11 protein-coding genes are annotated in these 14,871 nt (G+C 32.8%); all 11 read left to right on the top strand.

Annotated elements, in window-relative coordinates; genetic code table 11:
* The first annotated feature begins 29 nt into the window (after window positions 1-29).
* Entirely contained in the window at window positions 30-536 is a 507-nt protein-coding gene (locus HMPREF0520_RS04245; RefSeq protein ID WP_006729688.1) for a GNAT family N-acetyltransferase, read from the top strand.
* A 117-nt stretch (window positions 537-653) separates the two neighbouring features.
* On the top strand, window positions 654-1,190 hold the full coding sequence (locus HMPREF0520_RS04250) for a histidine phosphatase family protein (RefSeq protein ID WP_006729689.1): 537 nt from the start codon (window positions 654-656) through the stop codon (window positions 1,188-1,190).
* 341 nt (window positions 1,191-1,531) lie between these two features.
* The gene (locus tag HMPREF0520_RS04255) at window positions 1,532-2,119 is read left to right on the top strand and encodes a type IV toxin-antitoxin system AbiEi family antitoxin domain-containing protein (protein WP_006729690.1); all 588 of its coding nucleotides are present in this window, start codon (window positions 1,532-1,534) and stop codon (window positions 2,117-2,119) included.
* On the top strand, window positions 2,116-2,958 hold the full coding sequence (locus HMPREF0520_RS04260) for a nucleotidyl transferase AbiEii/AbiGii toxin family protein (RefSeq protein ID WP_006729691.1): 843 nt from the start codon (window positions 2,116-2,118) through the stop codon (window positions 2,956-2,958). The genes HMPREF0520_RS04255 and HMPREF0520_RS04260 overlap by 4 nt, the downstream gene beginning before the upstream one ends.
* An 18-nt stretch (window positions 2,959-2,976) precedes the next feature.
* Window positions 2,977-3,579, top strand: coding sequence for a DUF4097 family beta strand repeat-containing protein (locus HMPREF0520_RS04265; protein ID WP_006729692.1), 603 nt, complete (start codon window positions 2,977-2,979; stop codon window positions 3,577-3,579).
* A 215-nt stretch (window positions 3,580-3,794) separates the two neighbouring features.
* Entirely contained in the window at window positions 3,795-4,859 is a 1,065-nt protein-coding gene (locus HMPREF0520_RS04270; RefSeq protein ID WP_006729693.1) for an acyltransferase, read from the top strand.
* Between the two features lie 225 nt (window positions 4,860-5,084).
* Window positions 5,085-10,499 (top strand): YSIRK-type signal peptide-containing protein, encoded by a 5,415-nt coding sequence (locus HMPREF0520_RS04275; RefSeq protein ID WP_010221657.1) that lies wholly within the window; start codon window positions 5,085-5,087, stop codon window positions 10,497-10,499.
* Window positions 10,500-10,667: 168 nt separating this feature from the next.
* A complete protein-coding gene (locus HMPREF0520_RS04280; protein WP_006729695.1) occupies window positions 10,668-10,889 on the top strand; it encodes a helix-turn-helix transcriptional regulator in 222 nt (73 codons plus the stop codon).
* A 4-nt stretch (window positions 10,890-10,893) separates the two neighbouring features.
* Complete coding sequence (locus HMPREF0520_RS04285) at window positions 10,894-11,316, top strand: hypothetical protein (RefSeq protein ID WP_006729696.1); 423 nt, start codon at window positions 10,894-10,896, stop codon at window positions 11,314-11,316.
* A 595-nt stretch (window positions 11,317-11,911) separates the two neighbouring features.
* Window positions 11,912-12,115, top strand: coding sequence for a YSIRK-type signal peptide-containing protein (locus tag HMPREF0520_RS04290; protein WP_006729697.1), 204 nt, complete (start codon window positions 11,912-11,914; stop codon window positions 12,113-12,115).
* Window positions 12,116-12,303: 188 nt separating this feature from the next.
* A partial coding sequence (locus HMPREF0520_RS04295; protein ID WP_006729698.1) for a MucBP domain-containing protein occupies window positions 12,304-14,871 on the top strand: 2,568 nt, incomplete at its 3' end.

A 14,871-nucleotide genomic window follows, 5' to 3' on the forward strand; every position in this document is an offset into this window, starting at 1 on the left:
GAATTGTATATTAAGAATAAGGAGCACTTATGAGATTAATTAGACCAAATAATCAATATATCCAAGGTTATATAGAAGCAAATGAAGAAGATGAAATGTTTAGGCCGAATGCAGAAAGACGTTTTAATCACCCTGAAACAATTGTAGAGAGTTCTTATAATTTGGAACATGGTATAAATTTACCTACAAATTATGTTAAATCTACTACATTTTGGCTGATAGATAATGAAAAATTTATTGGCGAAATTAGTATTAGGCATGAATTAAATTCTTTTTTAATTAACTATGGTGGTCACATAGGGTACGAAATTAGACAATCTGAATGTATGAAGGGCTATGGAACAAAAATGCTTTCTATGGCACTTAAATATTGTAAAGAGACTTTGAATCTAAATAAGGTTTTGATTACGTGTGATGATGACAATATCGGATCAATAAAAGTTATAGAAAATAATGGTGGGATTTTGGAAAACAAAGTTAAAAATAACTTATCCAGAGGAAATGTTATAACAAGAAGGTATTGGATTAATCTATAGGAAAAAGGAGCAATTTTGTTCAATCATCTGAATGAATAACAAGCAAGGACATTAAAAAAATATGTTGACAACGTAAAAGAAGCCAAGAATGTAAAAGATGGAGTTAGATATTTTAAAATGATTTATTTAATGAGACATGGTGCAGATCCAGTTGATCGTTATGGTGGATGGAGTGAATATGGGTTAACTGAAGTTGGTAGGTCACAGGTTAATAGTGCAAAGCATAAATTATTAGGAAAAGGTATCACTGGTATCTATTCAAGTGATTTAAACCGAGCAAAAGAAACCGCTGAAATTGTGGCAGATGTACTTTCTTTGAAAATCACATATTTGCCACAATTTCGTGAAGTTAATAATGGATTATTAGCTGGTATGAAAAAAGTAGAAGCTGTAGAAAAATATCCTGGTAAATATTTTAGAACACTTGATTGGGCAGAAACATGGCCTGAGGGTGAAAGCCCTGAACAATTTTTTCGCCGTATTAAAAGTGCATGGTATAGTTTTAAAAAAAAGGTTGGAAGCAGAAACGTGTTATTGGTCACTCATGGCGGAGTAATTAATATAATATTGTGTTTAGAAAATGGCATATTTTATACTAATAAAGAATTACATTTTAAAATAAATGATGCAGAAATCATACAAATGGATGTATAAATCTTATATTGATGAGAAATGATTATTGGAATTTTCTCTAGGCTTTTTATATTCAAAAATCAAGCTATTAAGCCAATAGTATACCTTTTGCGATATTTTCCTATTGGTAAAAAGTGTAGATATACTGACCACTCAATCCATTTGGAGTGCATAGTATTGACACAAAAAATATAATTAATTCATTTTGTACTTTCTATAAGAGTAGCTTAAAAGGGTGCTCTTTTTTTATTGAAGGAAGTAAGGATTCGTTACATCCTTTTTAAAAAGGAAAACTCATAAGTCGCTTTTACATATTCGCTTTTATAATATATAATAAAAGCGTAAATGAGAGAAGGCGGACTATGAATACACTTAAAGAATATATAAAAGAAAATATAGTAATCACAAACAAAGAAGCAGAGAAATTTGGATATACTAGGTATAATCTATCAGAATTAACAAAGAGCGGGCAACTAGAAAGATTAAGACCAGGACTATATCAGTTAAAGGGAAAAGTAATAGATGATTTTGTTTTAATATCATCCAATAGTAATCGAATTATATTTTCCCATCAAACAGCCCTATACCTCCACGACCTATCAGATAGGACCCCTAGTGTATTCCATATATCTGTACCCCAAGGTTACAATGCAAGTCATATCAAAAAAAGATATGAAGACCTACAAGTTCACTATGTAAAAAAAGACTTATACGAAATAGGAAAGACAGAAATAAAATCACCACAAGGCAATCTTATTCCAATTTACGATATTGAAAGAACAATTTGCGATATCATAATTGACAGAAAAAAAATAGATAAGCAGATTTTTACAGATGCCATAAAAAGATACTTTAATTCAAACAATAAAAATCTAAGACGACTAATAAAATACAGTAGACTATTTAAAATAGAAGATGAAATTAGAAGATATATGGAGGTATTATCGTGATCAATATCGAGAGTATAAAGGGCAAGATAAGAAATCTGGCAGAGAAGAAAAATCTGAAGTCGCAAGAAGTTCTGCAAATATACTTTTTCGAGAGATTGTTAGAAAGATTATCTAAATCACAATACAAAAACAATTTTGTAATAAAAGGAGGATTCTTAATATCATCCTTAATTGGCATTGAAAATAGAACGACTATGGACATGGATACAACAATTAAAGGTATAGCTCTAAAAGAAGACAGAATAAAAGAAATCGTAGAAGAAATTTTAGATATTAATGTAGACGATGGAATAAGATTTGAAATAAAAGATATTAGTTATATTAGAGAAGAGGACAAATACGAGAACTTTAGAATTTCACTAATAGCAAATGTTGGAAAAACCCAAAACCCTATGAAAATTGACATAACAACAGGAGATGCAATAACACCACGGGAAATAGAATACGCATATCCATGTATTTTTAGCAAAAAAGATATAAAAATAATGGCATATCCATTAGAAACAATTTTAGCAGAAAAATATGAAACCATAATCAGAAGAAATATAACAACAACGCGAATGAGAGACTTTTATGACCTATACACTCTCTACAAACTTAAAAAAGATAAAATAAACTATGAAATTTTAAAAGAAGCAATAGAGAAGACCTCAAAGAAAAGAGGAAGCCAAGATATAATGCAAGACTATGAGAAAATAATCGAGGATATAAAAGAAGATTCATACCTAAGATCCTTGTGGAAAGTATATCTCAGTGAAAACAAGTATATTGATGATCTAACCTTTGATAAAGTTATTGATGTGGTAACAATTTTATCAAATGATACAAAGTTGTGTTAATAAGAAGGAGACACTCAAATGGCTAATAGTAGGAAGTTTGTAGCAAAAACAAAAGATGTTAGCTTAACGGTGAGAAGGGCTGAGTCTTTTAGCATTAGTTATGTTGACTGTGAAAAAGATATGTTTCAGATTGAAGAAAATCAAGACGGTATAAAATTCTTCCAAAGAGAAAAGGCGTCGGCTTGCTACTGGTTTGGTTGGTTAGCTAAAGGCAATCCTGAAGTCGTTATTATGTTGCCAGAAGATGTTGATGTTTGTGAGATTGAAGCTGAGGTAAATCAAGTCTTGGTAACAGATATTAAAGCTGACAAGATTTATGTAAAGGTTAAAAATGGCAAGGCAGCAGTAAGAAATGTTCAGGCAAATGATGTTTTTATAAAGTGCGTTAATGGAAAAGCTGTAGCACATAATGTTGAAGCTACTACTTCTTGCACAGTGGATACGCTAAATGGCATGAGCGTTTTAGAAGGAACAATTACCAGGGATGCAAGTATTGAAGTAACTTGTAAAAATGGCATTACCGAGGTGTCTGACAAGAATAAAGTTAATCTTGGTTGCAGGACAGACGGATGTGCTCACTATGTCGTGCATTGCCTTAATGGAAAAGCTGCTGTGAAGTAATTGGCAAGGATTATTTAATTATAAACAATAAATTGGTTTGAGGATATATTTTCTTGTACCTTAAAAATTTATGTATGAGAATACGCTAACTTAGAGGGGATGCTACACGGAGTGCTTTTCAAAGAAAGTGGACTTTTTAAGGTTTTAAATGTTACCATCATAAATGGGTTTGTGTAAAAAAGATTACAAAGGACACATTTGTAGATGGAGGATATATGAAGAGAAAAATATATTGTGATTATCTTCGGCTAATAGCTACATTCGCAGTAGTTGTACTTCATGTGTCAGCTTCAAATTGGTACGGGGCTGATGTTCACGGATTAGCTTGGCAGTCGTTTAATTTCTATGATAGTGCAACACGATGGTCAGTACCTATTTTCGTCATGATAAGTGGTGCCTTATTTTTAGGCAGAGAAATACCAATAAAGAAAATATATAGTAAGTATATTTTGCGGTTGGTAATAGCATTTTTTACTTGGAATTTATTTTATGCGATAGTGACGCAAGAAACAAGTAAGCACGGAATAATTTATGGACTAAAAACCCATAAGGAAGCTATAGTTTCAGGACATTATCATATGTGGTTTGTAATAATGATTATAGCTCTATATATGTGCATACCATTTTGCAAAAAGATTGTGTCTGATACTTTAACCACAAAATATTTTTTAATATTGTCATTTGTATTTTCAATGATGATTCCGTGGATAGTTCAACTGTTAAAAGATTATGTAGTTGATAGTAATGAACAATTAGTAAAATTTGTTGGCATAGTCAATTCGAAATTATCTATTATGAGTATGAATATGATGTTGGGATACTCTTTTTATTTTGTACTAGGATATTATATGGATAAGATTGAACTCAATAAAAAGCAGCGAATAATCATTTATATCTTAGGAATTATTGGCTTTGCATTTACTATTTTGGTAGATTTGAATTTAGCACTCAAAATGCATCAACCATGTGGTAATTATTATGGTAATTTCCGTGTTAATGTTTTATTAGAAGTAGTGGCTGTGTACACATTCTTTAAATATCGCGAATATAAAAATTTGCGACTGAATAAGTTCGTTTACCTAATTTCACAATATACTTTAGGAATATATTTGATCCATGCATTCTTTATCGAAAAGTATGCATCGATTTTTAAATTTAACACGTTATCATTTAATGCAATAGTATCAGTGCCAGTAGTTTCAGTTGTTGTGTTTGTCAGTGCAATAATAGTATCAGCGTTATTGAAGTATATTCCAATTATAAAAAAATATTGTGTATAGATTGAAAAGACAGTAGATTATTTCGCTGTCTTTTTTTATATTTTGCATAGTTATTTGGACGTTTGTAAAGCAGATGAGTATAAAAATGATGAGCATATATTTTGCTAAAAGCAAGGCAATTATTATATAAATTATTATATAATTATAGTGATTAAGTTCTAATAAATCTATTGATTTAATCGCTTAAGCAATGTGTTAGAAGTAGTAACTAAAAGGAGAATTAATATGAAAAATAATAAAAATCATAATTTGATAGAACGTTCAAATTATGAAAAAATTACGCACTATTCGATTCGAAAAGTTAGTTTTGGTGCTGCAAGTGTTGCGATAGCAGTAGCATTTATGTTTTTGGGTGGCAGATCTGTATCTGCAGCTGAAACCAATAATGCACCAGCTACTAATCAAAGTGCTACTGCAAATACTAAAGATGAGGCAGCTAATCAAGTTTTTGATGCTCCAAGCAATGACGCTAATGTAACTGAGCTTAATACTAAGCTCCAAGCTTTACCTGATAAAATTAGTAATAATACTAAGATCAATGATATGGATGAATTAGGAGCAACTACTGGAGTAGAAGCTGGTAAGGTAAAAGATATCACAGAATTTGGTGGCTGGACTGCTATTAAGGATAAGGATGGACAAGGTCATTTCATTATTGCAAGAAAATCTGATAAGGGTGTATTTCCTATTGAGACTGTTAATTCAGTAACTGGTGGTAATAGGAATTTCGTTACCTATTTGAATGAAAGTACGTTTGATCGTAAAGGTAATTACATGCTCTTCTTGGGTAAAGTTAGAACTCTAATTAATAAAGAGCAACAGACTGTTGATGGAAAACCTTATAAAGATAATGATAACGGGGCTGATAGAAATGATGGTAAAGGTCTTGTCGGCTATAATGGTATCGAGAAGACTTTTAAAGCCTATTCACCAGAAACTGGATCTAAAGTCAATATTGAATTTAAAACTGGTTTTACTGGAGATATGAATGGTCATAAGGCAAACTATAAAGTAGAAGTAATTGCTAAGACTGCTGATGGCAAAACTGAAAAAATTTATGAGCAAACGTTTGACCCATCAAAAAGCATTGATAATGACAATATGAAAGTAACACCAGCAAATATTGGTGGTGATGCTCATTTTACAACTTCTAGAAACATTTCAAGGGATGATATAACCCAAAAATTAGAAGATCCTAAATTAGTTGATAAATTAGGTAAAAATTCTGGAACATTCACTAGTAAAAATATTACCTTAAAACCAGGAGTAGTAGAATATACCACTTATATAAGTGCTGCAAATAGTAAAGTATTAGGTATGGGTTACAATACCAATTGGGAGCATGTTGCCCTTCCAATTTCAGGTACAGATTTCAATATTGATCAGGATACAAATATTTTAGCTAAAGATCTTTTGAAGAAAATTTATAACAAATTAATTGCTACTAAAGATAAAGATGAACGGGGAATGACCGAAGAATCTAAAAAAGCTTATGATGATCAACTAGAAGCTGTCAAGAAGATATTAGATGCTACAACTTTATCTGAAACAAAAGATTACAAGGCAGAAACTAAAACTACATTAGAAAAGCATAAGGGCTTGACTGTCGATAAATCTGGCTTAGAGCAAAATAAAAAAGCATTAGACGACTTTATAGCAAGCATCTCAACAGATGGTAAGACTAAAGATAGTAAAGATGCATACGATGTTAAGAAAACAGAAGCAGATACGGCTGTGGCTGACGCTAAGAAAGTATTAGATAATCAAGCAGCAACTGTTGATGAAGTAGCTGATGCATTAGCTAATGTTAAAATTAAAAAAGCAGAATTGGCAGAAGCCAAAGCTAAGTTAGTCGATGTGATGACTGGTGATCAAAAAGCTGACTTAGAAAAAGCGGAAGAGACATTAAAATTACCTGATACAAAGGAAAAGACTCCTGCTAGTGTCGCTGCTTATCAAGCTGCTATGGATAAGATCCAGGCTGATTTAACAGCAGCTAAAACGACTGCCGATGAAGTCATCAATAAAAAAGAAAATGCTACTAAAGCAGAAGCCACTGACGCTCAAGTTAAGATTGCTTTAGTTAAAGTAAAGCTAGTAGAAGCTGCTGCTTTATTAAAAGATAAAGCTGATAAAACAACTTTAAAGGCAGCTAAAGATGAGCTAGCAAAATTAACTAGCGAAGCAGATCCAACCACGGGCAAAACTCAGACAAGTAAAGATGCATATGATAAAGCCAAAAGATCCGCAACACAAGCAGAAGCTGATGCTCAGAAAGTCATTGATGATGATAATGCTACACTTGAAGCAGTTACTGCTGCATTAACCGAAGTTCATACTAAAAATGCAGAATTGGAAAAGGCAAAACTAGCTTTAGTTGATTCTATTACTGATGAGCAAAAGAATGCATTAGCTAAAGTTGACGATCTTTTAAAATTAGCAGATACTCAAGGTAAAACTCCGGACAGCGTAACAAAATACAATGACGAAATTGCTAAGATAAAAGATGATTTGGAAAAAGCTAAGAATGCAGCTAAGGAAATAGTAAATAAAGCAAATGAAAAAGAAGCTTCAAAAGCAGAAGCAGAGACAGTGTTAGCTAAAGTTGCTACCTTGAATTCTAAGTTGGTAGATGCAGTTGCTATTTTAAAGGATCAGGCTGATAAGAATGAATTAATTGCAGCTCAAATGGCATTAGAAGGCTTAACTAGCGAAGCAGATCCAACAACAGGCAAGACAAAAGCAAGTAAAGATGCATATAATCAAGCCAAAACAGCCGCAAAACAAGCAGAAACTGAAGCTCAGACAGTAATTAATGATGCCAATGCTACTCCTAAAGAAGTTGCAGAAGCATTAGCTAAAGTTAATGACAAAAAAGCCGCCTTAGAAGAAGCTAAGACTAAGTTAGTTGATGCTATGACTAATGAACAAAAGCTAGACTTAGCTAAAGTAGAAGACGATTTAAAATTACCTGACACAGATACAAAGACGCCTGATAGTGTTAAAGCATATAATGACGCTATTAAACAATTCCAAGCAGAATTAGAAACTGCCAAGCAAGAAGCTAAAACAGTTCATGACAAAGGCGATAACGCAACTAAGGCAGAAGCAACCGCTGCTCAGGAAAAGGTAGCTGCACTTAAAGAAAAATTAACCAAAGCAGTTGATTTATTAAAAGATAAAGCTGATAAAACGGCTTTAAAGGCAGCAAAAGAAGATTTAGCAAAATTAACTAAGGAAGCAGATCCAACTCCAGGCAAAACGCCAGCAAGTAAAGCTGTATATGATAAAGCAAAAGCAGATGCAACCAAAGCAGAAACTGCCGCTCAGACAATTATTGATGATGAAAATGCTACACCTGAAGCAGTAGCCGATGAATTAGCTAAAGTTAATAAAAAGAAAGCAGATTTAGAAGAAGCTAAGACTAAGTTAGTTGATGCCATAACTGCTGATCAAAAAGCAGCATTAGCTAAAGTAGCAGATGATTTAAAATTAGCAGATACTAAGGGCAAAACATCTAACAGTGTAAATGCATATAATACTGAAATTGCTAAGATACAGGATGAATTGGCCCAAGCTAAGCAGACAGCTAAGGAAATTATAGACAAAAAAGACGAAGCATCAAAAGCAGAGGCACATGAACTGCTAGCTAAAGTTGCTACTTTAAATTCCAAACTTGTAACAGCTGCTGGTGCTCTAAAAGATCAAGCAGTAAAGACTGAATTAGTTGCAGCTAAAAAGAAATTGGAAAGTTTAATCAAAGAAGATCCAACCAAAGACAAGACTACAACAACCAAAACTGCTTATGATAATGTTAAGAAGACTGCAGAACAATTGTTAACAAAGGCTCAGAACCTTATTGAAGATGATAATGCTACTCAAGATGATGTTGATGCTATATTAGAAAACCTTTTATTTAAGCCTGATGATTTAGCAGCAGCTAAAACCAAATTAGTTGACGCTATAACAGCTGAACAAAAAGTCGCATTAGCTAAAGTAGCAGACGACTTGAAATTAGCAGAAACAACAGGTAAGACTCCTGAAAGTGTTAAAGCCTATAATGATGCTGTTGAAAAAATCAAAGTCGAATTAGAAGCTGTCAAGCAAGCAGCTAAAACAGTACAAGACAAAGGCGATGACGCAACTAAGGCAGAAGCAAAGGAAGTTCAAGACAAGATAGCTGAAGTTAAAGCAAAATTAACTAAAGCTGCAGAATTGTTGAAAGATAAAGCTGATAAAGAAACTTTAAAGACAGCTAAAGCCGAGCTGGCAAAATTAACTAGCGAAGCAGATCCAACAACAGGCAAAACTCAGACAAGTAAATCGGTATATGATCAAGCAAAAGTGGACGCAACACAAGCAGAAGCTGATGCTCAGAAAGTTATTGATGATGACAATGCCACTGCTGAAGCGGTAGCTGCAGCATTAGCTAAAGTTAATAAAAAGAAAGCAGCCTTAGAAGAAGCTAAGACTAAGTTAGTTGATGCCATAACTGCTGATCAAAAAGCAGCATTAGCTAAAGTAGCAGATGACTTGAAATTAGCAGAAACAACAGGAAAGACTCCTGATAGTGTTAAAGCCTATAATGATGCTGTTGAAAAAATCAAAACCGAATTAGAAGCGGTTAAGCAAGCAGCTAAAACAGTACAAGAGAAAGGCGATGACGCAACCAAGGCAGAAGCTACTGCTGTTCAAGACAAGATAGCTGCAGTTAAAGCAAAATTAACTAAAGCTGCAGAATTGTTGCAAGATAAAGCTGATAAAGATGCTTTAAAGACAGCTAAAGCTGAGCTGGCAAAATTAACTAGCGAAGCAGATCCAACAAATGGCAAGACCCCAGCAAGTAAAGCTACATATGATCAAGCAAAAGCAGATGCAACACAAGCAGAAGCTGCTGCTCAGAAAGTTATTGATGATGACAATGCCACTGCTGAAACAGTCGCTGCAGCATTAGCTAAAGTTAATGAAAAGAAAGAAGCCTTAGCAGATGCAAAAGCTAAATTAGTCGATGCTATAACGGCTGAACAAAAGGCAGCATTAGCTAAAGTAGCAGACGACTTGAAATTAGCAGAAACCACAGGAAAAACTCCTGACAGTGTTAAAGCATACAACGATGCTGTTGAAAAAATCAAAGCCGAATTAGAAACTGTTAAGCAAGCAGCTAAAACAGTACAAGATAAAGGTGATGACGCAACCAAGGCAGAAGCAACTGCTGTTCAAGACAAGATAGCTGCAGTTAAAGCCAAATTAACTAAAGCTGCAGAATTGTTGCAAGATCAAGTGAGTGAATCACACACAGATCCTGTAGAAATCGATACACCAACTGATTTAGACAATCCAACTAATTTGGATATCACGACTAATTTGGATAATCAAAATAATGTATCTAATAATCAAGATTCAAATGCAGATAAAATAGTTCAAATAGTAACTAAACCAACCGAAACAAAAGTTACTACAACAGAAAACAACCAAGGCAACGGTACCACCACAACTGTAGAATCAAAAGCTAATAAACAAAATCAAGCAAAATTACCTAATACAGGTGAAAAATATTCTACAGCAACGATTATGGTAGCTATTGCTGGAATTTTATTAGGATTTGGATTAGCAGCTGGTCGTCGTAAAGAAAAAGAATAATCATAAAATTTTTAAACACTATAATACCTTCAAAAAGACAACTTTTTGAGGGTATTTTTTTGCCCAATATGATACATAAATTTATCTAGAAAAATATTGATTAAAGATTGCTAAAATGGTACTATAAATGTAACCAAAATTGAATAAAAACATAAGGAAGCAAGGTACATGCCTGAATTAGAAGTGGATAATAAAATATGCGAGTATAGAAAAGCATTGGGACTATCGCAACATAAGTTGGCTAAAGCAGTTGGGCTAAAAAGGCGTTCAATTATGGCTTATGAAAATAAAACAATTAGTCCCACAGTAGAGACTGCATATAAAATATGTAAGGTCTTAGGCAAAGACATTAAAGAAGTTTTTATATTTAAAGATATCAAGGAGGACTAGTAAGATGGGCATTTTTTTAACGAGAAACGCAGATATTCACCATATGGTACAAAAAAATTTTGGTAAAACCGATAATTATCTCGTAGCAAATAAACATAATGACTGTTTAAAAGGCTTGTTCAAATTACTATTAAGTAGGCTTTACTACATATTTGATGGTGGCAGAATGTTCGTGTTGTATTTTGACAATCAGGGCATACATGAGAAGGAAATAAGTTTTACAGACAATGCACCTTTTTTGCTGATTCCTTGGCATGAGGTACGCAATTTTAAAGTAAAAGATAAGAGAAATAAGGTATATATAGATGTTGATCACTTGGGGAAAATTTACTCATACGAAATATATTTTAATGGTAAGTTACCGCAAGGTAATCGCGAACGCCTTATGCAATTGAGTGAGCATAATTTCTATCGTGGCAGTTTATAGTTTTGATTTTGGGATAATTAAAATCGTCAGCTTAGTAGGAACAGCCTTACCAAAGAATAAGCATATCGATGAATAATGAAACATAAAATGTTTTGTAGTTTCTGCTTTATTTATTAGGTGCTATAATGATTGTATGGATTAATGGTGCATGATAACCTCCACTTCGGAATATATTATTTACGTGATGCATAGGGACAGATAATATTTATTAATTAGTTATTCTCTAACTGCTGTTAGTGAGTTTTCAGTTAGAGTTTTATGTATTTTTTGATATTTTTGTACATAAGTAAAATTGAGCATGTTACCATTAATCTGGTTTGATTATGAAAGGGATACATTAATTTGTATCCCTTTTTTGTTTGAATATAAAATGTATACTGCTTGTAGCATTTTTTTACAAAAGCTTTAATATTTTTTATTAAATATCATAACTATGATATAATTTAATTGGGAGGATTTAATTTTTAGTATTGTGTTAATTTCTTCCAAAAATTTTGGGTCGAGTTATAGGGAAAATTACTATAGACTGACTGATTGATATTGTTACATTGATTGATAGGCAAACTATTTGTTTTTTATATAAGGAGGTAACTATATGAATGATAAAATGCAAATGCACCGCCTGATTGAACAGAAACGTATCGAAGGAGCTGATAAAAAGCCAAGATATGGTATGAGAAAACTGACAATAGGTACAGTTTCCTGCTTACTTGGTTTTGCATCTTTATTAGCGTTTACTACACCTAATTTTTCACAAGCTGCTGAAAGCGGTAACACGGGGGGGGGACTAATTCTCTAATAACGGGTACAGTTCCAAAGGAAAATAAAAGTTCATCTGAAGAGGGAGAAAAATTAAGAGCTCCTCAAGATGTTAGTGGACAACTTGAAAATTTAAAAATTAAGCTTTCAGGTGATAATCATGAAAATGCAAGTTTAATTCATCCACTTCGTCCAGCAGATGATAATGATGAATCTTCAGATCAACAAATGAAAGTTAACTTTTCATTTGATGTAGATGGAAGTGAAATTAAAGAAGGAGATTACTTTGATTTAAATCTTTCTAACAATTTAAACTTGTATGGTGCTACATCAAAGAAAGCTGATATTCAAACTAAACTTTATGTTGGTAATGATCTTGTAGCAAAAGGTGTTTATGATGTTGAAAATCATAGAATGAGATATACTTTTACTAAAAAGGCTAGTGAATATGGACATTTTAGCCAAAGTGTCATGGAACCTGTATTTATTGATGCAAAGGGAGTGCCAACTAATAATAAAAATGTCGCTGTCGAAGCAAGTATAGGTAATCATAAATCTCAAAAAGAAGTTGAGGTTACTTACGATTTACAACCTCAAGCAGGACAAGATAATTTAAATAGTAATGGTACTGCCAATCTTTTTGATATTGATGAAAGCACAGGAACATACAAAGAAACTATCTATGTTAACAATAAACAAAGAGAACAAAATAATACTAGAATTTTAATTGAAAATGGTGGAAATGATTCCTTTACTACTTTTGATGGTCAAGTGGTAAAAAGTATAGAAGTTTATAAAGTAAAAGACCCTAGCAAGTTAAGTGGTAGTATGGACTTAGATATGGATAATTTAGAAAAGGTAAGTCCGACACAATACGATCAAAAATTAAAAGCTGATAGAAGTGGTATCGAACTTGATCTGAAAAATCAGGGTACCAAAGATGTTTATGTAGTTCGTTACAATGGTAAATATGACTCTTCTAAAAACGCTAATATAAAAACTACTATTGTTGCAGATCCACAAAACAATCCATATGAAGTGGCTGAACACTTTGCATCTGTTTCAACTAGAAGACCTGATGACGAAAGTAAACGGTTATTAGGATCATTTTATGATATGCATATTTATCAAACTGTAGATAAATATGGCAAGCTTATTAGAACAGATCATATTGAAGAATTTAAACACTTTTTAGAAGGTAAAGAAAACGAGCAATATACTACTGAACAAATGCCATTAGATGGTTATACTTTGACAAAAGTAGTACCCGCAAATAAAGCTAATTGTAATCAAGATGGTACTAAAGCAACAGGTTACTTCACAGCTCAAGTAACAAAGTCTGTAACTTATTATTACATTAGACAAAATGATAAGGGATATTTTAAAGCAATTCACGTTTACCAAACTGTAGATGATGATGGTAATATATTATCCACAGATGCTATAGACTCAGGTAATTTACAATCTGGTTATAGTAATCAACAATATACTGGTGCAATTCAAGGACGTGATGGTTATACTTTTACTCATGTTGACGATGTAGATGGAATAACCAAAAAAGATCAAAAAGTTACTGGTAATTATGAAATTGATAAAACTAAAAAAGCTACATTCTACTATCAAAAAGTAGTTCAAAAAGGACATTTCAAAGAAGTTCACGTTTATATTACTAAAGATAAAAATACTGGTAAGGTTACAAGTATTGAAACTGTTGAAGGTAATGAAAAATCTGGCTTAGCAGATGAACAATATACTACAGAAAAGAAAGATAGAGAAGGCTTTAAACTTACAAAAGTTGAGGGCAAAGGTGGACATCCGAAATTCGATAATGAAGGTAAGAAAACTTCTGCCAACTACATTGTAGGAGAAAGACAAGTTGTTCAATATACTTACGAACGAGAAGTAGCTACAGGAACATTTAAAGAAACTCATATCTACATTACTAAAGATGAAGACGGTAAAGAATTAGCTAGAGATGTTATTACAACCGAACCTCAACGTGGTAATGAAACAGAAGAATATACTACAGAAAAGAAAGATAGAGAAGGTTATACTTTCGTAAAAACTGAAAATCCTGTAGGAGATCCAAAATATTCAGAAAAAGGAGACAAAACTAAGGGTAAGTTTGTTGGCGATAAAGACTTAGCAATTACCTATGTCTACGAAAAGAAAGTTAAAAAAGAAGTAGTCCCAGAACCGAAAAAAGGATCTTTCAAAGAAACTCATATTTATAGAGTTAAGTACAAAGATGGTGATGTAATCAGCGAAAGTAGCACTGAAAGAGTAGTTAGCGGAACTGAAAAAGAAACTTACACTACGGGAAAGATAGATAAAGAAGGCTTTAAATTTATTGAAACAAAGGATCCAAAAGAAGATCCTACTTATTCTGCAGACGGTTCTAGCAAAACTGGAAACTTTAAAGCAGATAAAGAGCAAGCAATAACTTATGTTTATGAAAAAGAAGTTGAAAAACCTGCTCCAGCTCCAGAACCGAAAAAAGGATCTTTCAAAGAAACTCATATTTATAGAGTTAAGTACAAAGATGGTGATGTAATCAGCGAAAGTAGCACTGAAAGAGTAGTTAGCGGAACTGAAAAAGAAACTTACACTACGGGAAAGATAGATAAAGAAGGCTTTAAATTTATTGAAACAAAGGATCCAAAAGAAGATCCCACTTATTCTGCAGACGGTTCTAGCAAAACTGGAAACTTTAAAGCAGATAAAGAGCAAGCAATAACTTATGTTTATGAAAAAGAAGTTGAAAAACCTGCTCCAGCCCCAGAACCAAAGAAGGGA

The sequence above is a fragment of the Lactobacillus iners DSM 13335 genome, from assembly GCF_000160875.1.
GTDB classification, from domain to species: Bacteria; Bacillota; Bacilli; order Lactobacillales; family Lactobacillaceae; genus Lactobacillus; species Lactobacillus iners.

What these genes read in the sequence shown, in the direction of transcription:
- HMPREF0520_RS04270 (WP_006729693.1), top strand. Translation starts at nt 3,795, where the DNA reads ATGAAGAGAAAAATATATTGTGATTATCTTCGGCTAATAGCTACATTC.
- HMPREF0520_RS04255 (WP_006729690.1), top strand. Translation starts at nt 1,532, where the DNA reads ATGAATACACTTAAAGAATATATAAAAGAAAATATAGTAATCACAAAC.
- HMPREF0520_RS04275 (WP_010221657.1), top strand. Translation starts at nt 5,085, where the DNA reads ATGAAAAATAATAAAAATCATAATTTGATAGAACGTTCAAATTATGAA.
- HMPREF0520_RS04245 (WP_006729688.1), top strand. Translation starts at nt 30, where the DNA reads ATGAGATTAATTAGACCAAATAATCAATATATCCAAGGTTATATAGAA.
- HMPREF0520_RS04250 (WP_006729689.1), top strand. Translation starts at nt 654, where the DNA reads ATGATTTATTTAATGAGACATGGTGCAGATCCAGTTGATCGTTATGGT.
- HMPREF0520_RS04285 (WP_006729696.1), top strand. Translation starts at nt 10,894, where the DNA reads ATGGGCATTTTTTTAACGAGAAACGCAGATATTCACCATATGGTACAA.
- HMPREF0520_RS04280 (WP_006729695.1), top strand. Translation starts at nt 10,668, where the DNA reads ATGCCTGAATTAGAAGTGGATAATAAAATATGCGAGTATAGAAAAGCA.
- HMPREF0520_RS04290 (WP_006729697.1), top strand. Translation starts at nt 11,912, where the DNA reads ATGAATGATAAAATGCAAATGCACCGCCTGATTGAACAGAAACGTATC.
- HMPREF0520_RS04265 (WP_006729692.1), top strand. Translation starts at nt 2,977, where the DNA reads ATGGCTAATAGTAGGAAGTTTGTAGCAAAAACAAAAGATGTTAGCTTA.